General features: G+C 74.4%; 17 protein-coding genes. 8 read left to right on the top strand and 9 right to left on the bottom strand.

The window, feature by feature from the left end; genetic code table 11:
- On the bottom strand, positions 1 to 2,052 hold a 2,052-nt coding region (locus HOY81_RS24770; RefSeq protein WP_237322926.1), incomplete at its 3' end, for a glycoside hydrolase family 2 TIM barrel-domain containing protein.
- Positions 2,053 to 2,336: 284 nt separating this feature from the next.
- On the opposite strand from HOY81_RS24770, the gene HOY81_RS24765 reads away from it, so the two are divergent.
- Positions 2,337 to 3,134 carry an SGNH/GDSL hydrolase family protein gene (locus tag HOY81_RS24765; RefSeq protein WP_272893265.1) on the top strand — a complete coding sequence of 266 codons (798 nt, stop codon included), beginning with the start codon at positions 2,337 to 2,339 and terminating at the stop codon, positions 3,132 to 3,134.
- 242 nt (positions 3,135 to 3,376) lie between these two features.
- The gene (locus HOY81_RS24760; protein WP_237322925.1) at positions 3,377 to 3,559 is read left to right on the top strand and encodes a hypothetical protein; all 183 of its coding nucleotides are present in this window, start codon (positions 3,377 to 3,379) and stop codon (positions 3,557 to 3,559) included.
- 45 nt (positions 3,560 to 3,604) lie between these two features.
- Here the strand turns inward: HOY81_RS24760 and HOY81_RS24755 are convergent, their stop codons facing one another.
- Both HOY81_RS24755 and HOY81_RS24750 read right to left on the bottom strand, forming a co-directional pair.
- Positions 3,605 to 4,468 (bottom strand): hypothetical protein, encoded by an 864-nt coding sequence (locus HOY81_RS24755; protein WP_237322924.1) that lies wholly within the window; start codon positions 4,466 to 4,468, stop codon positions 3,605 to 3,607.
- 86 nt (positions 4,469 to 4,554) lie between these two features.
- On the bottom strand, positions 4,555 to 5,187 hold the full coding sequence (locus tag HOY81_RS24750; protein ID WP_237322923.1) for a class I SAM-dependent methyltransferase: 633 nt from the start codon (positions 5,185 to 5,187) through the stop codon (positions 4,555 to 4,557).
- 122 nt (positions 5,188 to 5,309) lie between these two features.
- Here HOY81_RS24750 and HOY81_RS24745 point away from each other — a divergent pair, with 122 nt between their 5' ends.
- Positions 5,310 to 5,702 (top strand): roadblock/LC7 domain-containing protein, encoded by a 393-nt coding sequence (locus tag HOY81_RS24745; RefSeq protein WP_237322922.1) that lies wholly within the window; start codon positions 5,310 to 5,312, stop codon positions 5,700 to 5,702.
- A 79-nt stretch (positions 5,703 to 5,781) separates the two neighbouring features.
- Here the strand turns inward: HOY81_RS24745 and HOY81_RS24740 are convergent, their stop codons facing one another.
- On the bottom strand, positions 5,782 to 8,310 hold the full coding sequence (locus HOY81_RS24740; RefSeq protein ID WP_237322921.1) for an RNA helicase: 2,529 nt from the start codon (positions 8,308 to 8,310) through the stop codon (positions 5,782 to 5,784).
- Positions 8,311 to 8,444: 134 nt separating this feature from the next.
- Here HOY81_RS24740 and HOY81_RS24735 point away from each other — a divergent pair, with 134 nt between their 5' ends.
- The 4 genes from HOY81_RS24735 to dnaK all read left to right on the top strand — a co-directional run bounded on the left by HOY81_RS24735 (position 8,445) and on the right by dnaK (position 14,208).
- Entirely contained in the window at positions 8,445 to 9,236 is a 792-nt protein-coding gene (locus HOY81_RS24735) for a metal-dependent hydrolase (protein WP_237322920.1), read from the top strand.
- 129 nt (positions 9,237 to 9,365) lie between these two features.
- The gene (locus HOY81_RS24730; protein ID WP_237322919.1) at positions 9,366 to 10,142 is read left to right on the top strand and encodes a L,D-transpeptidase family protein; all 777 of its coding nucleotides are present in this window, start codon (positions 9,366 to 9,368) and stop codon (positions 10,140 to 10,142) included.
- An 86-nt stretch (positions 10,143 to 10,228) separates the two neighbouring features.
- Positions 10,229 to 12,070, top strand: coding sequence for an ABC transporter ATP-binding protein (locus HOY81_RS24725; protein WP_237322918.1), 1,842 nt, complete (start codon positions 10,229 to 10,231; stop codon positions 12,068 to 12,070).
- A 245-nt stretch (positions 12,071 to 12,315) separates the two neighbouring features.
- A complete protein-coding gene (dnaK, locus tag HOY81_RS24720) occupies positions 12,316 to 14,208 on the top strand; it encodes a molecular chaperone DnaK (protein ID WP_237322917.1) in 1,893 nt (630 codons plus the stop codon).
- A gap of 261 nt (positions 14,209 to 14,469) precedes the next feature.
- Here the strand turns inward: dnaK and HOY81_RS24715 are convergent, their stop codons facing one another.
- The 3 genes from HOY81_RS24715 to HOY81_RS24705 all read right to left on the bottom strand — a co-directional run bounded on the left by HOY81_RS24715 (position 14,470) and on the right by HOY81_RS24705 (position 16,596).
- Positions 14,470 to 14,610: a hypothetical protein gene (locus HOY81_RS24715; RefSeq protein WP_237322916.1), complete on the bottom strand. Its 141-nt coding sequence runs from the start codon at positions 14,608 to 14,610 to the stop codon at positions 14,470 to 14,472.
- Between the two features lie 465 nt (positions 14,611 to 15,075).
- Entirely contained in the window at positions 15,076 to 15,450 is a 375-nt protein-coding gene (locus HOY81_RS24710) for a VOC family protein (RefSeq protein ID WP_237322915.1), read from the bottom strand.
- 33 nt (positions 15,451 to 15,483) lie between these two features.
- Positions 15,484 to 16,596: a DUF2332 domain-containing protein gene (locus HOY81_RS24705; protein ID WP_237322914.1), complete on the bottom strand. Its 1,113-nt coding sequence runs from the start codon at positions 16,594 to 16,596 to the stop codon at positions 15,484 to 15,486.
- A 271-nt stretch (positions 16,597 to 16,867) separates the two neighbouring features.
- On the opposite strand from HOY81_RS24705, the gene HOY81_RS24700 reads away from it, so the two are divergent.
- Entirely contained in the window at positions 16,868 to 17,386 is a 519-nt protein-coding gene (locus HOY81_RS24700) for an O-acetyl-ADP-ribose deacetylase (protein ID WP_237322913.1), read from the top strand.
- A 7-nt stretch (positions 17,387 to 17,393) separates the two neighbouring features.
- Here the strand turns inward: HOY81_RS24700 and HOY81_RS24695 are convergent, their stop codons facing one another.
- Together HOY81_RS24695 and HOY81_RS24690 are read right to left on the bottom strand one after the other, a co-directional pair.
- Positions 17,394 to 17,684 (bottom strand): YiaA/YiaB family inner membrane protein, encoded by a 291-nt coding sequence (locus tag HOY81_RS24695; protein WP_237322912.1) that lies wholly within the window; start codon positions 17,682 to 17,684, stop codon positions 17,394 to 17,396.
- Between the two features lie 162 nt (positions 17,685 to 17,846).
- A complete protein-coding gene (locus tag HOY81_RS24690) occupies positions 17,847 to 19,130 on the bottom strand; it encodes an exo-beta-N-acetylmuramidase NamZ domain-containing protein (protein WP_237322911.1) in 1,284 nt (427 codons plus the stop codon).
- Between the last annotated feature and the right edge of the window lie 93 nt (positions 19,131 to 19,223).

Here is a 19,223-nt window from a genome sequence, read left to right as displayed (position 1 = left end):
CGGCCGCGCCGCGGTCGCGGGCGCGCCGGGGAGCTGCGCCCAGGCCACCTCGTGCCCGGCGGGGGCCCACGGGGTGCCGGCGCCCAGCACCGCCCGTACCGTCCACCACGCCTCGCCGGGTCCCGCCTCCGCGGGGACGGGCGGCAGCGGCACGGCGGCCGAGGCGCCCGGCTCCACCGCCGGCACGTCCAGGGTGCCGCCGGCGACGGGCTCGCCCTCCACCGCGTAACTCCAGGTGAAGGAGAGCGCGGAGAGGTCCGCGAAGGTGTGCAGGTTGGTGATCCGCACCCGCTGCGGCCCCGCGCCGCCGCCCTCCCGGGCCGGCCGCGGGCTCCCGTCGGTCAGCCGCACGGGCTCGACGACCTTCTTGAACTCGGTGAGCCCGGGGGAGGGGGTGCGGTCGGGGAAGAGCAGCCCGTCGCAGCAGAAGTTGCCGTCGTGCACCTCCTCGCCGAAGTCGCCGCCGTAGCGGAAGGACGTCCGTCCGCTGCCGTCCCGGTGCCGCAGCCCGTGGTCGATCCACTCCCAGACGAAACCGCCCTGGCAGCGCTCGTACGTCTCGAACAGCCGCTGGTACTCGGTGAGGCCGCCGGGCCCGTTGCCCATGGCGTGCGCGTACTCGCAGAGCACCACCGGCTTCCCGGCGCCGGTGCCGGCCCGGCCGAGCTCCTCGACCTCGGCGTGCGGGGGATACATCAGGCTGTGCAGCGCGGAGTCGGGGTAGGCGTGGTCCCCCTCGTAGTGCAGCACCCGGGAGGGGTCGCGGTCCCGGATCCAGCGGGCCATCGCGGAGAGCCCGGCGCCGGCGCCGCACTCGTTCCCCAGCGACCAGGCGATGACCGACGGGTGGTTCTTGTCCCGCTCGACCATGCGGCGGGCGCGGTCCAGCAGCGCGGGGGTCCAGCGGTCGTCGTCCACCGGGTTGTCCCGCCAGCCCAGCGCGGAGAAGCCGTGGGTCTCCAGGTCGCACTCGTCCACCACCCACAGGCCCAGCTCGTCGCAGAGGTCGAGGAAGGCGGGGTGCGGCGGGTAGTGGCTGGTGCGGACGGCGTTGACGTTGTGCTGCTTCATCAGCTCCACGTCCCGGCGCATGGTCGCGAGGTCCAGCGTGCGCCCGGTGTCCGGGTGGAACTCGTGCCGGTTGACCCCGCGGAAGAGCAGCCGCCGGCCGTTGGCCCGCAGCACGCCGTCCACCACGGCGACCGTGCGGAAGCCGATCCGGAAGGAGACGGTCTCGCCGGGGGTCCGCAGCCGGGCCGCGTACAGCCGCGGGGTCTCCGCGGTCCACGGCTCCACCGGCAGCCGCAGGGTCTCGCCCGTCGCCGCGTCCACCCCCAGTTCCGGCACCGTGATCCGTCCCGCCGGCTCGCTGTCCACACGGAGCGTCCCCTGCCCGTCCCGGTGGTCGTAGCCGGCGTGCACGGAGAAGTCCCGGACCGCGCCGGGGGGCCGGTGCAGCAGGGTCACGTCCCGGAAGACGCCGGGCAGCCACCACATGTCCTGGTCCTCCAGGTAGCTGCCCGCGGACCACTGGTGCACCCGTACGGCCAGCACGTTGCCGCGGGGCCGCAGCAGCGGCCCGGCGCCGAACTCGTGCGGCAGCCGGCTGCCCTGGAAGTCCCCCAGCGGGCGGCCGTTCAGCCAGACCCGGGCGCAGGAGTCGACGCCCTCGAAGCGGAGCACGGCGCCGCCCTCGGCGGGCCAGTCCGCAGGCAGGTCGAACACCCGCCGGTGGTCGCCGGTCGGGTTCTCGTCCGGGACCCGCGGCGGGTCCACGGGGAAGGGGTAGCGGGTGTTGGTGTAGGCCGGCGCGCCGTGCCCCTGGAGCACCCAGTGCCCGGGGACGGTGAGCGTGGTCCAGCCGGGGGCGGCGGACGGGTCGAAGTCCGGGCGGGTGAACTCCTCGTCGCCGTCCGGGGGCCGCGGGGCCAGGCGGAACGCCCAGGTGCCGTTCAGGCTCAGCCGCCGGGCGTCGGAGTCCGCGTACCAGGCCCGCGGTGCGAGCGTGCCGTGGCCCGGGGCGACGTCCTCGTAGTAGGGCGGGGCGGTCATCGGTCTCCTCGGCTCGGCGGGTGACGTCCGTCCGGCCAGCCCACGCCCTCGCCGGGCGGGTGTCAACGGGACCCGGTGCGGGGTCGCCCCGGTGGGTGCACGGCGCGCGGACGGCGCGCCGGGTCGCCGACTGACGGCCAGTCAGAAGAAAGGAGAAGAACGGAGGTTCGAGAGCACGCGTGGGGAGGAATTTTTGTCATGAACCTTCTCAGAGGGTGGTTCCCGCTGCTACCACTGAGTAGCCAGCACATGTCCTCCATGTCACCCCACCATGAGAGGTTCCCTTGAATCTGCGCAGATGGCGGGCGGCGGCCGCAACCGCAGCCCTCGCCCTCGGACTGACCACCCTCGCCTCCGGCGTCGCCTCCGCGGAGGAGACCTCGCACTACGTGGCGCTCGGCGACTCCTACTCCTCCGGCGTGGGCGCCGGCAGCTACGACTCGGCCAGCGGCGACTGCTACCGCAGCACCCGGGCCTACCCGGAGCTGTGGGCCGCCGCCAACTCCCCCACGTCCTTCGACTTCACGGCCTGCTCCGGGGCCCGCACCGACGACGTCCTCGCCGGCCAGCTCGGCCCGCTGACCAGCGGCACGGACCTCGTCAGCATCAGCATCGGCGGGAACGACGCGGGCTTCGCCGACACCATGACGACCTGCGTGCTCCAGGGAGAGAGCGCCTGCCTCGCGGCGGTGGAGGAGGCCCGCGCGTACATCGCCGGCACGCTCCCCGGAAAGCTGGACGCCGTGTACGACGCCATCTCCGCCCGCGCCCCCTCGGCCCGGGTCGTGGTGCTGGGCTACCCGCGGATGTACGAGCTGAACGGCTCGTGCTGGTTCGGCATCAGCGAGCGGTCCCGCGCGGCCATCAACGCCGCCGCCGACGACCTGCACCTGGTCACCAGCAAGCGTGCCGCGGACCACGGCTTCGCCTACGGCGACGTCCGGGACGACTTCACCGGGCACGAGATCTGCTCCGGCGACCGGTGGCTGCACAGCACCACCTGGCCGGTCATCGAGTCGTACCACCCGACCGCGGAGGGCCAGTCCCAGGGCTACTACCCCCAGATGGAGAGTCTCGCCTGACGACGGGCCGCACGGCCGCCGGCCGGGACCCGCTCCGTCCGTCCACCCCCCGGCGGAGCGGTCCCGGCCGCGGTGCGTACGGACCCGGGTACGCTCCGGCGCCGGGCCCGGGACGACCCGGGCCCGTCACCGGCCCGCCGGGCCCGGGACGACCGGGTCCTCCGGGACGGGGCGGAACTGTCCGGGCCCCGGACGCGTTCACCGGAGTGAGCGGCCGCCGCTGCCGCGGAGGAGGCAAGAAGATGACCAACCGAGGCAAGGTCGCCGTCGGGGGTGTGGCCGTGGGCCTGCTCCTGTGGTGGCTGACGTCGTTCTGGATCGCCCTGCTGGTGATGGTGGGCGTGCCCGCCGTCGCCTATCTGGCCCTCGACCCCGCGCAGCGCCGCCGGCTGCGCGGCATCACCCGCAAGGAGCTGGGCCGCTAGGAGCCGTCCGGCCGCGGGCGGCGCGCCCCGGCAGCCCGGCCGGTTTCAGGCCGCCGGGCGCACCGCTATGCCGTCCAGGGCCCGGAGCAGGCCCGGCAGCTCGGGGCCGCGGCCGACCGGCAGCACCTCGCCCGGCTCGTCGTCCACGAGCAGGAAGGCGATGTCGTCCGTGCGGGCGACCAGGCTCCAGCCGGGGCCGTCCGCGCGGAGCGTCCGTGCGTCGCCGGAGGCGAAGGAGGAGCGCACCCGCCCGGGCGGCGGCGGGTCGTCGAGATAGGCGCGGACCTGTCGCAGCACCCGGCGCACACTGCTCTCGCCCGCCTCCCCGGCCGCCTCCCCGGCCGGCTCCCCGCCGGCGGGCGCGGCCGCGTCCGCGCCGCCGTCCCCACCCGCGGCGTCCTCCGTGAAGACGGCAGCGTCGTCGATCTGCTCGCGCCAGGCCCCCCACTGGAGGGCGATCTCGTCCGCCCCCATCCGCCGCTGGGCCGGCCCCCAGCTCCCGGTGTCGGGCGGCGTGAGCACCCGCCACTCCGGGCCGGCCTCCGGCAGCGGGCCGGGGTCGTGCGGTGCGGGCACGCCGGGCGCGGAGACGGCCACCGCCAGCGGCCAGCCGGGCAGCACCGCCGCCACGCTGCGCTCGTCGGGGGAGAGGTCGTACTCCATGCCGCAGTCCCAGGCGGCGACCGCGCAGGCCACCAGGGTCACGTCGTCGGTGGCCACGGTCCACCGCGCTCCGTCGCCGTCCTGGCCGAGCACCAGGCCGTAGCCCTCGGCGTACGGCTCCAGGCCGAGCGCCGCGCAGGCCTCCGGGTAGTCGTCCCCGAGGACGCTCGGGAACTGCGCGGGTGTGAGCAGCACGGCGGTCAGCACGTAGAGCGCGTCGTCCCCGTCATGCGGTGCAGCGGCCACGCGCCTCCCCTTTCCTCGGCGGTCCGGGGCACCCTAACGCCGCCGGCGCCGCCGCGACAGATGTCCGGCGGCCGGTGCCGCGTACGTCACAGCAGGTCACCGGCCGGGCCACGGCGTTCGGCAAGGGCGAGGAAGCGGTGGTCCTCGTCCGTGTACGCGTGCAGCCGCCAGCCGTGGACGGCCAGCAGCGGCCGCAGGTTCGGCTCGGCGCGGAGATCGCCGGGGGTGAGGGCGCGCCCCTTGCGGGCGGCCAGCGCGGCCCGGCCGACCGGATGGAACAGCGCCAGTGCACCGCCGGGACGCACCACCCGCGCCAGCTCGGCGAGTGCGCCGCCCGGGTCCGGCAGGTGCGAGACCAGCCCGGCCGCGAACACCGCGTCCAGGCAGCCGTCCCGCAGCGGCAGCCGGGCGGCGTCGGCGACCGCCAGTGCCCCGGCGTCCCGCCGTCCCGCCCGCTCCGCCGCCGCCGGCATCTCCGGGGTCAGGTCGACGCCCAGCACGGTGCCGGCCGGCCCCACGGCCGCCCGCAGCGCGGGCAGGGCGCGCCCCGTGCCGCAGCCCGCGTCCAGCACCGTGTCCCCGGGCCCCAGCCGCAGCGCGCGGACGGCGGCGGCGTAGGCCGGGCCGTCGTCGGGGAAGCGCGTGTCCCACCCGTCCGCCCGGGCGGCGAAGAACGCCCGCATGTCACCGGCCGGTCCCGCGTCCGTCCCGTTCGTCATCGCCCGGTCTCCGTCCCGTCCGTATCCCGTACGTGTTCGCGCATGTGTGCTCCGTCGAGGTTGCCGGGTGTGTCCTCGTGGGTAAGGGTGGCACGGCGATGCCGAGAGAAGGGGGACACGGGGTGGCATGGAACGCGGGGCTCGACTGGCTGCTGGACGACCTCACGCAGCGCGTCTCGCACGTCCGGCACGCGGTGGTGCTCTCCAGCGACGGGCTGGTGACCGCCCACGACCGGGCGCTCGACCAGCGCGACGGCGAGCACCTCGCCGCCGTCTCCGCCGGGCTGTACAGCCTGGCCCGGGGGACGGGCGCCCACTTCGGCGCGGGCCGGGTGCGCCAGACGATGATCGAGTTCGACGAGGGGCTGCTCTTCGTGACCGCCGCCGGGGAGGGCAGCTGCCTGAGCGTGCTGGCGGGCGCGGAGGCGGACGTCGGGCTGGTGGCCTACGAGATGACGCTGCTGGTCAATCGTGTCGGGGAGCATCTGGGCGTCGGCGCGCGCAGCGACCACTGAGACAAGTGCCGCCCGTCCGCCGCCCGCACCGCGCGGGCCACGGGGCGGCGCACCGCGGGCGCCGCCCCGCCGCCGGGGTTCACAGCTGCCCGACGGAGGTCACCTGGACGACGGCGCGGCCCTCCTCGTCGGACGCGGTGAGGTCGACCTCCGCGGAGATGCCCCAGTCGTGGTCGCCCGCCGGGTCGTCGAAGGTCTGCCGGACACGCCACAGGTGATCCTCGGGCACCTCCTCGATCTGCAGCAGCCGTGGCCCGCGGGCGTCCGGGCCGGTGCCCAGGTCGTCGTACTCGTCCCAGTAGGCGTCCATCGCGGCCGCCCAGGCCTCCGCGTCCCAGCCCGCATCGCCGTCCAGCTCGCCGAGTTCCTCCACCCGGTCCAGCGCCGCGAGCTCCACCCGGCGGAAGAGCGCATTGCGCACCAGGACCCGGAACGCCCGCGGGTTGGCCGTGACCGGCTTGACCTGGTCCGCCCGCTCCTGAGCCTCCTCGGCGGTCTCGTCCTCCGGATTGGCGAGCTGTTCCCACTCGTCGAGCAGGCTGGAGTCCACCTGCCGCACCATCTCGCCGAGCCAGGCCACGATGTCCTGGAAGTCCTCGGACTTCAGGTCGTCCGGCACGGTGTGCTCCAGCGACTTGTACGCGGAGGCGAGATAGCGCAGCACGATGCCCTCGGTACGGGCCAGCTCGTAGTGCGAGACGAACTCGCTGAACGTCATGGCCCGCTCGTACATGTCGCGCACCACGGACTTCGGGGAGAGCGGGTGGTCGCCGACCCACGGATGCGACTTGCGGTAGAGCCCGTACGCGTGGAAGAGCAGCTCCTCCAGCGGCTTCGGGTGACTGATGTCCATCAGCCGCTCCATCCGCTCCTCGTACTCCACCCCGTCCGCCTTCATCCGGGCGACGGCCTCGCCCTTGGCCTTGTTGGTCTGGGCGGCGAGGATCTGCCGGGGGTCGTCCAGCGTGGCCTCGACGACGGACACCATGTCCAGGGCGTACGAGGGCGACTCCGGGTCCAGCAGCTCGAAGGCGGCGAGCGCGAAGGTGGACAGCGGCTGGTTCAGGGCGAAGTCCTGCTGGAGATCGACGGTCAGCCGGATGGTGCGGCCCTCGGCGTCCGGGGCCGGGAGCCGCTCCACGATCCCGCCGTCCAGCAGCGACCGGTAGATGGCGATGGCCCGCCGGATGTGCCGGAGCTGCGACCGGCGGTCCTCGTGGTTGTCCTCCAGCAGCTTCCGCATCGCGGAGAAGGAGTCCCCGGGACGGGCGATGACGGACAACAGCATCGCGTGCGTCACCCGGAAGCGGGAGGTGAGGGGCTCCGGGTCGGAGGCGATCAGCTTCTCGAAGGTCTGCTCGCTCCAGTTGACGAAGCCCTCGGGGGCCTTCTTCCGCACCACCTTGCGGCGCTTCTTCGGGTCGTCCCCGGCCTTGGCCAGCGCCTTCTCGTTCTCCACCACGTGCTCCGGCGCCTGCGCCACCACCAGGCCCGCGGTGTCGAAGCCGGCCCGGCCCGCCCGCCCGGCGATCTGGTGGAACTCCCGCGCCCGCAGGGTCCGCACCCGGGTGCCGTCGTACTTGGTGAGCGCGGTGAAGAGCACGGTGCGGATGGGCACGTTGACGCCGACGCCGAGGGTGTCGGTGCCGCAGATCACCTTCAGCAGCCCGGCCTGCGCCAGCCGCTCCACCAGCCGCCGGTACTTGGGCAGCATGCCCGCGTGGTGGACGCCGATCCCGTGCCGCACGTAACGCGAGAGGTTGCGGCCGAAACGGGTGGTGAAGCGGAAGTTCCCGATCAGCTGGGCGATCTGCTCCTTCTCCGCGCGGGTGCACATGTTGATGCTGGTCAGCGCCTGGGCCCGCTCCACGGCCTGCGCCTGGGTGAAGTGCACGATGTAGACGGGCGCCTGACGGGACGCCAGCAGATCGGTCAGGGTCTCCGTCAGCGTCGTCCGGCGGTACTCGTAGGAGAGCGGCACCGGACGGGTCGCCGAGCGCACCACGGACGTCTCCCGGCCCGTCCTGCGGGTCAGGTCCTCCTCGAACCGCGTCATGTCGCCGAGCGTGGCCGACATCAGCACGAACTGCGCCTGCGGCAGCTCCAGCAGCGGGATCTGCCAGGCCCACCCCCGGTCCGGCTCGGCGTAGAAGTGGAACTCGTCCATGACCACCTGGCCGATGTCCGCGTCCCGGCCGTCCCGCAGCGCGATCGAGGCCAGCACCTCGGCGGTGCAGCAGATGACCGGCGCGTCGGCGTTCACGGAGGCGTCGCCGGTCAGCATGCCGACGTTCTCGGTGCCGAACAGCTTGCAGAGGTCGAAGAACTTCTCCGAGACCAGGGCCTTGATCGGCGCGGTGTAGAAGGTGACCTCGTCGCGGGCGAGCGCGGCGAAGTGCGCCCCCGCCGCGACCAGGCTCTTCCCGGAGCCGGTCGGTGTCGACAGGACGACGTTCGCCCCCGACACCACGTCGATCAGGGCCTCCTCCTGGGCCGGATAGAGGGCGATGCCCCGGTCCTCCGCCCAGCCCGAGAAGGCGTCGAAGAGGGCGTCTGGGTCGGCTTCGGACGGGATCCGGTCGATGAGGGTGGCTGTCACGTCCTCCATCTTGCACGCCCTCGCCCCCGATCCGGGAACCGGTGTCCGCACGAAGATCACCGGCCGCTACGCTGTGACGCCCGGCACAGCGCCCGTACGCGGCGCGGGCGGGCCGAACACACGACTCCGGTGGGGGGATTCGCATGATGGGACCGGCGCACTCACTCTCCGGGGCGGCGGCCTGGCTCGGCGCCGGCGCCGCCGCAGCCGCACTCGATCACCCGATGCCGTGGCCGGTGCTGGTCGTCGGCGCGGTGATCTGCGCCGGCGCCGCCCTGGCCCCCGATCTCGACCAGCGGTCGGCCACCATCTCCCGGGCCTTCGGCCCACTCTCCCGCGCCCTCTGCGGAGTGATCGACAAGCTCTCCGAGGCCGTCTACAACGCCACCCGTGGCAAGGGCGAGCGCCGCCGCACCGGGGGCCACCGCACGCTCACCCACACCTGGGTGTGGGCGTTGCTGATCGGTGCCGGCTTCTCCGCGGCGGCCGCCACCGGCGGCCGCTGGGCCGTGCTGGTCATCCTCTTCGTCCACGCGGTGCTCGCCGTGGAGGGACTGCTCTGGCGGGCGGCCCGGGTCTCCAGCGACGTGCTGGTCTGGCTGCTCGGCGCCGCCTCCGCCTGGATCCTGGCCGGGGTGCTGGCCGAGCCGGGCAACGGCGCCGGCTGGCTCTTCGGCGGGGACGGCCGGGAGTACCTGTGGCTCGGCGTCCCCGTCGTGCTGGGCGCCCTGGTACACAACATCGGCGACGCCCTGACCATCTCGGGCTGCCCGATCCTGTGGCCGATACCGATAGGCGGCAAGCGCTGGTACCCGCTCGGCACCCCCCGTTTCATGCGGTTCCGGGCCGGGGCCTGGGTCGAGGTGAAGGTGCTGATGCCGCTCTTCATGGTGCTCGGCGGCGCGGGCGGCCTCGCCGCCCTGGGCCTCGTCTGAGGGCACCGGAGCGCCGGCTCGTACGGACACGCGGCCCGGGGTCTCTGCGCTGCACGCGGCGGTAGGGCGGGGTCTGCGGCAGCGGGCGCGGCGCGCCGACACCGCGGCCGGGGTGGGACGATGGGGCGCATGCAGCCATCCGGAGCGCGCGGCGCCAGGCACAGCGGGACGACGACGGTACGGGCCCTGCTGGCGGCAGTCGCGGCGCTCGGCCTGCTCGCCGGGTGCGGCAGCGGCCGGAGCGCCGGGGAGGGCTCGCCGCCTACGGACGGCGAGGCCGCCGCGTCACCGTCGGGCGAGGGTGACGGTGACGCCCGGGCCGCCCGTATCCCCGGGCTCGGCGACCGGACCCGTGCCCGGATACCGGACCGCGCCCGCCAGGTCGTCGCCGTCCACGGCGCGGGCGCCGGCTCGGCCGACGCCCGGGTGGAGCTGTGGACCCGCCCGGCCGCGGACCGCCCGTGGACCCGCGACCGCTCCTGGAGCGGACACAACGGCAAGCGCGGCTGGACCCCGGACCACCACGAGGGTGGCAAGCGCAGCCCGGTCGGGGTGTTCACGCTCTCCGACGCCGGCGGGGTGCTTCCCGACCCCGGCACCGAGTTGCCCTACACCCACTCCGCGGCCTTCACCCCGCCCGCCCACTGGCCGGAGAAGACCCGGCACGACTTCGACTACGTCATCGCGGTCGACTACAACCGGGTGCCGGGCACCAGCCCTCTCGACCCCACCCGCCCGGAGGGGCAGGAGAAGGGCGGCTTCATCTGGCTGCACGTGGACCACGGCAGCGGCACCTCCGGCTGCGTCAGCGTGCCCGAGGCCGCCATGAAGCACCTGCTCCGCACCCTCGACCCGGACCGGCACCCGGTCGTGGTGATGGGGGACCGGGCGGCGCTGCGCCGCTGACCCCCGGCACCGGCGGCCGCCCGTGCCCTGCGCGCTCCGCACGTATGCTCGCCCCGGACCCGTCCGCCGCCTTCGTGAGGAGCCCGTTGCATCCCGACACGCCGCAGTGGAGCCCGCCGCCCCGGGACGCCGCGACGCCCCGGGAACCCGCCCAGGTCCGGCGGATTCTCCGCCTCTTCCGGCCCTACCGCGGCCGGCTCGCCGTCGTCGGACTCCTGGTGTGCGCCTCCTCGCTGGTCTCCGTGGCGTCGCCCTTCCTGTTGCGGGAGATCCTGGACACCGCGATCCCGCAGCAGCGCACCGGGCTGCTCTCGCTGCTCGCGCTGGGCATGATCCTCACCGCCGTCACCACCAGCGTCTTCGGGGTGCTCCAGACCCTCCTCAGCACCACCGTCGGCCAGCGGGTCATGCACGATCTGCGCACCGGCGTCTACGCCAAGCTGCAGCGGATGCCGCTGGCCTTCTTCACCCGGACCCGCACCGGCGAGGTCCAGTCCCGCATCGCCAACGACATCGGCGGCATGCAGGCCACCGTCACCTCCACCGCGACCTCGCTGGTCTCCAACCTCACGAGCGTGGTCGCCACCATCGCCGCCATGCTCGCGCTGGAGTGGCGACTCACCGTCGTCTCGCTGCTCCTGCTGCCGGTCTTCGTCTGGATCAGCCGCCGTGTCGGGCGGGAGCGCAAGACCATCACCACCCAGCGCCAGAAGCAGATGGCCGCGCTGTCCGCCCTGGTCACCGAGTCGCTGTCGGTCAGCGGCATCCTGCTGGGCCGCACCATGGGCCGGGCCGACTCGCTGACCCGGAACTTCGCCGGGGAGTCGGACCGGCTGGCGGAGCTGGAGATCCGCTCCCACATGGCCGGCCGCTGGCGGATGGCCACCATCGGCATCGTGATGGCCGCCCTGCCCGCGCTCCTCTACTGGTCCGCCGGCCTGTTGCTGCACTTCGGCGGCCCGTCGTTCTCGCTCGGCACCCTGGTCGCCTTCGTCACCCTCCAGCAGGGCCTGCTGCGCCCGGCCGTGTCGCTGCTCTCCACCGGCGTGGAGATGCAGACCTCACTCGCCCTCTTCCAGCGGATCTTCGAGTACCTCGACCTGCCCGTCGACATCGCCGAGCCCGCCACGCCCGTACGGCTGGCCCGGGCCCGGGGCGAGGTGCGCTTCGAGAACGTCACCTTCTCCTACGACCCGGCGGCCGGCACCCCCACCCTGGAGGGCATCGACCTCACCGTGCCGGCCGGCAGCACCCTCGCCGTCGTCGGCGCCACCGGCTCCGGCAAGAGCACCCTGGGCCACCTGGTGCCGCGGCTGTACGACGTCACGGCGGGCCGCGTCACCCTGGACGGTGTCGACGTGCGCGACCTCGACTTCGACTCGCTCTCCCGCGCTGTCGGCGTCGTCTCCCAGGAGACCTACCTGCTGCACGCCTCCGTCGCGGAGAACCTGCGCTTCGCCCGGCCGGAGGCCACCGACGAGGAGCTCCACGAGGCGGCCGCCGCCGCCCGGATCCACGAGCAGATCGCCGCCCTCCCCGACGGCTACGACACCCTCGTCGGGGAGCGCGGCTACCGGTTCTCCGGCGGGGAGAAGCAGCGCCTCGCGCTCGCCCGTACGCTGCTGCGCGACCCGCCCGTGCTCCTCCTGGACGAGGCCACCAGCGCGCTGGACACCCGCACCGAACGCGCCGTCCAGCAGGCCGTCGACGCGCTCTCGGCCGGGCGCACCACCCTGGTCATCGCGCACCGGCTGTCCACCGTGCGCGACGCCGACCAGATCGTCGTCCTGGACGGCGGGCGCATCGCCGAGCGCGGCACCCACGAGGAGCTGCTGGCCCGCGACGGCCGCTACGCGGCGCTGCTACGCCGCGACGAGGCGGAACCGGCAGCGCCGGGGACCACCGTCCGGGAGGCCGCGGGCCGGTAGGCCCGGCGCGCCGGCCCGTGTCCCGCGCCCGTGCCGCCACGGGCCGCGCCGCACCGGCCGTACGGCAGGACTCGCGCACGGGCGCGCGACGGAGCACCGTGGAGGTGTGGGCGGCGACGCGCGGCCCGTGCGGGGACGTGCGGCGCCGCCGGCCCCGGGAACGGCGGTGCGCTCACCCACCGCTCGGACGCCGCCGGGGGCCGCGGCGGTCCGGCCGCCCCGCCTGCGAGGAGAGGAGCGTCGAGGTGGCACGTTCAGTCGGTATCGACCTGGGGACGACCAACTCCGTGGTCTGCGTCCTGGAGGGCGGGGAGCCCACGGTCATACCCAACGCGGAGGGCACCCGCACCACCCCCTCGGTGGTCGCGTTCGCCAAGGGCGGCGAGGTGCTGGTCGGCGAGGTGGCCAAGCGCCAGGCGGTGACCAACGTCGACCGCACGGCGCGGTCCGTGAAGCGGCACATGGGCGACCCGGACTGGCGCTTCCCCGACTCCGGCAGCATCGACGGGAAGCGCTACACGGCGCAGGAGATCTCCGCCCGGGTGCTCCAGAAACTCAAGCGGGACGCGGGGGCCTATCTCGGGGACGAGGTGACGGACGCCGTCATCACGGTGCCCGCGTACTTCAACGACGCGCAGCGCACCGCCACCAAGGAGGCGGGCGAGATCGCCGGACTGCAGGTGCTGCGGATCATCAACGAGCCCACCTCCGCCGCGCTGGCGTACGGCTTGGACAAGGAGAACGACCAGACCGTGCTCGTCTTCGACCTGGGCGGCGGCACCTTCGACGTGTCGCTGCTGGAGATCGGCGAGGGCGTGGTGGAGGTCAAGTCCACCTCCGGCGACACCAAGCTCGGCGGGGACGACTGGGACCAGCGGATCGTCGACCACCTGGCGCAGCGGTTCAGGAACGGATACGGCATCGACCTGGCGAAGGACAAGATGGCGGTCCAGCGACTGCGGGAGGCCGCGGAGAAGGCGAAGATCGAGCTCTCGGCCACCACGGAGACCACGATCAACCTGCCTTACATCACCGCCTCCGCCGAGGGCCCGCTGCACCTGGAGGAGCGGCTCACCCGGGCGCAGTTCGAGGAGCTGACGCAGGACCTGCTGGACCGGTGCAAGGAACCGTTCCACAACGCCGTCCGGGACGCGGGGATCGAGGTCTCCGACGTCGACCACGTCATCCTCGTCGGTGGCTCCACCCGGATGCCCGCGGTGACCGCCCTGGTCAAGGAGCTGACCGGCAAGGAGCCGCACAAGGGCGTCAACCCGGACGAGGTCGTCGCCATCGGCGCCAGCCTCCAGGCCGGCGTGCTCAAGGGCGAGGTCAAGGACGTCCTGCTGCTGGACGTCACCCCGCTGTCCCTCGGCATCGAGACCAAGGGCGGCATCATGACCAAGCTGATCGAGCGCAACACCACCATCCCCACCCGGCGGTCGGAGACCTTCACCACCGCCGAGGACAACCAGCCCTCCGTGACCGTGCAGGTCTACCAGGGCGAGCGGGAGATGGCCGCGTACAACAAGAAGCTCGGGATGTTCGAGCTGACCGGGCTGCCGCCGGCGCCGCGCGGTGTGCCGCAGATCGAGGTCACCTTCGACATCGACGCCAACGGCATCATGCACGTCTCCGCCCGGGACCAGGGGACCGGCCGGGAGCAGAAGATGACCGTCACCGGCGGCTCCGCGCTGCCCAGGGACGACATCGACCGTATGGTGCGGGACGCCGAGCAGCACGCGGAGGAGGACCGCCGCAGGCGGGAGGCCGCCGAGACCCGGAACCAGGGCGAGCAGCTCGCCCACCAGACCGAGCGGTTCCTCCGGGACACCGAGGAGGGCAAGGTCCCGGCCGACGTCCGGCAGGAGGTGGAGGCCGCCGTCGCCGAACTGAAGGAGGCGCTGAAGGGGGAGGACACCTCCGCCATCCGGGCCGCCACCGAGAAGACCGCCACGGTCAGCCAGAAGCTGGGCCAGGCGCTCTACGCGGACGCCCGCGCCGCGGGCGGACCGGCCGGTGCGGAGTCCGCCACGGAGGACACCCCGGGCGAGGAGACCGCCCGCGGCGAGGACGACGTCGTGGACGCCGAGATCGTCGACGAGGAGGAGCGCGGCGGCCGGCGCGGTGACGCCGCCTGACGGGCCGGCCCGTCAGGCACCGCGGGAGCGCGGAGCGGGCCGCCGCGGCCGCCGAGGCTGAGGAGGCTGCGGAGCGCCGGGCGGAGAGCCGGGCCGGGACGGCTGACCCTCCCGGTCCTGCGCGCGGTCGCCGCGCGGGCCGGGCAGGCCGGTGGGGACCGGGCCGTCGGGGTGATCAGGTGGACCCCTCAGCGCCACGCCCTGGAGCCTGCGGGCGCCCGCCGGGGAGCCCCGCGTGGCGCGGCGCCCGGCCGCGTGCCCTCACTCCTCCGGCCGGCCGTCCGCCACGGGGTGCCGCTCCGTCCACCTCGCCCCGCACCGGCAGCGGGAGTGCTCGACGAGTTCGCCGTCCTCGCTCACGCCCAGACCGTCACGCAGCCGCACATGCACATGCTCGCCCATGACTCGCACCTTCCTGCTCGTCTCCCGGGCGGTCGTGGAGGCTCCCCGCACCGCCGGGAGGGGGAAAGCGTCATCATTCCGGTACCGGTGTCTGCGGAACAGGACGTACGTCACACCGCCGGCACAGCGGTTTCCCCGGGACCCCGGGATTCCGTCCCCACCGGCTTCCCGCGGGCTTCCGGGCGGGTTTCCCGGACGGTTTCCCCGGCCTTTCCGGTGGCCGTTCCGTACCGGACTGATCGCAGGTCGGAGTGGGTGTACCGGCTTCCCGGGGTATTCCGCAGAGCGGAAAGAAGGAAAAGCGGGGAGGGTCAGAGGAATGGCTGCCCGGGAATTCCGCACCGGCGTTGTGGGGTTTACTCTGGAAATCCGCGGGCGACGCCCCGCGGACGGGCGGCCCTCACGGTTCTCCTCCACACGCCGTGCGGGGCCGCCCCACAGCACACCGGGCCCCGGCGGGGCGGTTCAGCCCAGGGGGCGCCGCTTCGGCGGGAAGACGCAGAACTCGTTCCCCTCCGGGTCGGCCAGTACGTCCCAGTCCCGCTCGTGGTCGCCCCGCCGCACCAGCGTGGCGCCCAGCTCGACCAACTCCTCGGCGTGCCCCCACACGTCGACGCGCAGCCGGTTGCCGCGCTCCGGCCGCGCCTCCCGCAGCGGGGTGATCCACAGCAGCGGCCCCAGGCCCTCCGGGTCGTAGAGCGGCACCGCCCAGTCGGCCGGCCGGGGGCTCCAGCCGGTGGGCGGTTCCCGGCGCCGGTAGCCCAGTGCGGCACACCACCAGTCCGCGAGCGCCTGGTGGTCCACGGCGTCCAGGGCGAGATCCTTGAAGCGCGCGGTCATGTCCGGAGCGTACTGCTCCGCACCCCGCGCGCCTCAGACCCGCGGGCGCGTGCCGCGCGGGTTCCCCCGGGCGGGGAGGCCGTGCGGGTGCGCCTCGGCCAGCTCCTCCAGCGGTCCCGTGCCCAGGCGTGCCGTGAGCGCGAACCGGTGTTCCTCCGCCGGCCCGTCCGGCGCCCCCTCGCGCTGCGGCTCGAAGGCCAGGTGGGCGAAGCCCGCGTCCGGTCCGCTCTCCGCTGCCAGCCGCGCCAGCTCCTCCTCCACCCGGCGCCACTCCGGCCGGGGCACGTACTGCCGCATGACCGAGTGCCAGACCACCGTCAGTGTCCCCGGGCGGGTGCGCACCTCCGCGAGGAAGTCCGCGGCACCGCGCCGCTCGACCCGCGCGGGCACCTCGGCGGCGAGCCGCAGGGCTCCCTCCAGCCGGGCGGCGCGCGCCCGCTGGTCCGGCCACACGTACGCGCGCAGCGCCAGCGCGCCCTCCGGTGAGCAGGGATCGACCGGGTCCGGGTCGCAGCCACGCCGCTCGGCGAGCGTCAGCTCCGGGTGCCGCCGCGCGGCCCCGGTCAGCCACTCCGGCACCGGTGCGGTCCAGGCCCCGGGCAGCCGTACGGGGGCGTCCGCGGGGCCCCAGACCAGGCCGGGCGCGGTCAGCCGGAAGCGGTCCGCGCGCAGGTTCAGCCCGGCGCTCGCGCCGAGCTCGAAGAGCCGCACCGGTCCCGGGTGGCGGTCCGCCGCGTACAGCAGGCCGGCCAGCAGAAGACCGGCCCGGCCCACCTCGTTGGTCTGCGGCGGGCGGGACAGCCAGTCCCGTACCTCGTCCCGCCGCGCCGCCAGGGTGTCGCGGAACGCCCGCCACAGCGCACCGGCCTCCGTGGGGCGGAAGAGACCGCCGGCGCTGGGGTAGTAGGCCGCCAGTTCCGGGGCGCGGCCGGTGAGCACCAGCGCGTGCACACCGCCGAGCAGCCGCAGCGGGACCGCGTGGCCGCCCGGTGCCTCCTCGTGGCCGGCGAGCACCGCGCCGCACACGCCGCCCGCGCGCAGATCGGCGGCCACACCGTCCAGCAGCGCGGCGTACAGCGGGGAGCCCAGCTCGGCGCAGGCGTCGCGCTGTCGCTCGAACGTGTGAATGAGGTGGTCCAGGGGCATGGCCTGATGATCACCCCGGCCCGGCGCCGCCCACAAGTTCCCCCGGCCTGCCGTGGCGTGGTGGCGCGGGAGGCCGTACGCAGGGGACGGCGGAGCGGGCCGGTCGCCTGCCGGTGCGGACCGGTACCGCGGCAGGGGAGCGGCGCTGCCCCGGTCACCCTCCACCCCTGCCCGGGCACCGCCTCACCGCGACCGCCGGGCCGCCGGGTCCCCACGGCCCCGTCCGGTGCGCGGACGCGCCGGCCGTGCCGCGCGTGGCAGGATGGCGTCCATGGCAGAGCTGACGCTGGTCCGGGGCGACATCACCGAGCAGCACGTCGACGCCGTGGTCAACGCCGCCAACTCCTCCCTGCTCGGCGGGGGCGGCGTGGACGGGGCCATCCACCGCAAGGGCGGCCCGGACATTCTCGCCGCCTGCCGGGAGCTGCGCGCCTCCCGTTACGGGGGCGGCCTGCCCACCGGGCAGGCGGTCGCGACGACCGCCGGGCGCCTGCCCGCGCGCTGGGTGATCCACACCGTCGGGCCGGTGTGGGCGCAGAGTGAGGACCGTTCGGAGCTGCTCGCCTCCTGCTACCGCGAGTCGCTGCGCGTCGCCGCCGAACTGGGGGCGCGTACCGTCGCCTTCCCCGCGATCTCCACGGGCGTCTACGGCTGGCCGCTCGACGACGGCGCCCGGATCGCTGTGCACACCGTGCGCGAGACCGCGGACGCCGGCCCGGAGCGCTTCGCCGAACTCCGGTTCGTCGTCTTCGGCGGGCGCGCCCACGAGGCCTTCGCCGCGGTGCTCTGAGCCCGCGTCAGGGGTTCTTCATCCCGAAGGGGTCGTGCTCCGAGATGATCTTGTCGATGCGGGCCTGGTCCACCCGGTGGGTCACCTCCTGGCTCTCCTGCCGGTCCCGGACGCACTTGGCCAGCGTGAAGGTGGAGCTGACCAGGAAGACCAGGCCGAGCGCGAGGAAGCCGCGCTGCCAGGCGTCCATCGGCAGCCAGGCGATGCCGATGGCCACGCTGCCCAGCGCCAGCCCGAAGGAGAGCGCGGCCTGCACATAGAAGGCCGTGGTCACCGGCCGCTGGATCGGTGTCGTCATGGGCCCATCCTCACCGGCGCCCGGCGGGCCGTCATGAGTACGGGTACTCATCCGCCCGCCGGGCCCGGCACGCACCCGGCGCGAGGCCGTGCCGGTGGGAAGGGCCGGTGGGCTGTGCCGGTGGGGAAGGGCCTTGGCTCCCCGGCCGGGCGTCAGGAACCGTCAGCGGTACAGCAGGTAGCGCCGCCGGGCCCGCTCGAAGTCCCGGACCTCGCCCCGCCACGCGTCCGTGACCTCCTCCGGCGCGGCACCCTCGTCGATCATGTGGCGCAGCCGCGGCGAGCCGGAGAGCTTGTCGATCCAGTACGGGCGCTCCGGGTCCCAGGAGTCCGCACGCCAGGCGAAGTCCGGGTGACGGCGCGCCTCCACCAGCATCGCCACGGCGGTCGGGATCGGGCGGAACCGTTCCGGGTCGGTGACGAAGACCTGCACCCCGCCGCAGGTGTCCCCCCGGTGCTTGCTGAACGTGGGCACGAAGTAGCCCTCGCGGAAGCGCACCCCGGGCAGGTCCCGGGCGTTCAGCCGGTCGCTGAAGCGGTAGTCGAGATAGGGCGCGCCGACGAACTCGAACGGCCGGGTGGTGCCGCGGCCCTCGGAGAGGTTGGTCCCCTCGAAGTAGCCGGTGCCCGCGTAGACCGCCGCGGTGTCCGGGGTCGGCATGTTGGGCGACGGCGGGACCCAGGGCAGGGCGCTCCCGGCGGCCGTCGAGTACGGCTCCCAGCCGCGCACCCGCACCACCTCCAGGTCCACCCGGCCGCCGTCGCCCTCCGCGGGCAGGAGTTCGCCGTCGAAGTAGCGGGCGAGCTCGCCCACCGTCATCCCGTGCTGCTGGATGATCGGCTTCAGGCCGACGCCGGAGGTGTACTCCTCGGTCATCAGCGGGCCGTCGGCCCACCGGCCGATCGGGTTCGGCCGGTCGAGGACCACGAACCGCGCCCCGAGGTCCCGGGCCGCCACCATCGCGTGGTACATGGTCCAGATGTAGGTGTAGAAGCGCACCCCGACGTCCTGGATGTCGAAGACGACGGTGTCCGCGCCGGCGGTGGTGAACAGCTCCCGCATCTTCGCGGCGTCCGCCCCGTACGCGTCGTAGACGGTCAGGCCGGTCCGCGGGTCCTCGAACTGCGGTTCCGACTCGCCGGCCTGGGCGCTGCCGCGGAAGCCGTGCTCCGGTCCGAACACGCCGACGATGTCCAGCTCGTCGCGGGCCGCCAGGGAGTCCACGATGTGTGTGGTGTCCCGCAGCACGCCGGTGGGATTGCTGATCACGCCGACCCGGCGGCCGCGCAGCAGCGACCAGCCGTCCGCGGCGGCGACGTCCGCGCCGGGCGTCACCCGGCGGTGGTGGTGCCCGCGGCCGTGCGCACCGGCCGTGCCCGGGAGCGCGAGGGGAGCGGTGAACGCGGCGGCGGTGCCGCCGGCGAGGAGAGATCGGCGGGAAGGCATGCCGGGAAGCTATCCACCGGCGACACCAGCGACAAGAGGCCACGCAGGGTACCAGTGGTGTAGAGCACTGGCGCCGCCCGCCGCCCGCCGCCC

It is taken from the genome of Streptomyces sp. JJ36 (assembly GCF_021696945.1).
GTDB lineage: Bacteria > Actinomycetota > Actinomycetes > Streptomycetales > Streptomycetaceae > Streptomyces.
The sequence above is the reverse complement of the archived record's forward strand: the minus strand, read 5'-3'. Positions and strand labels throughout refer to the sequence as shown.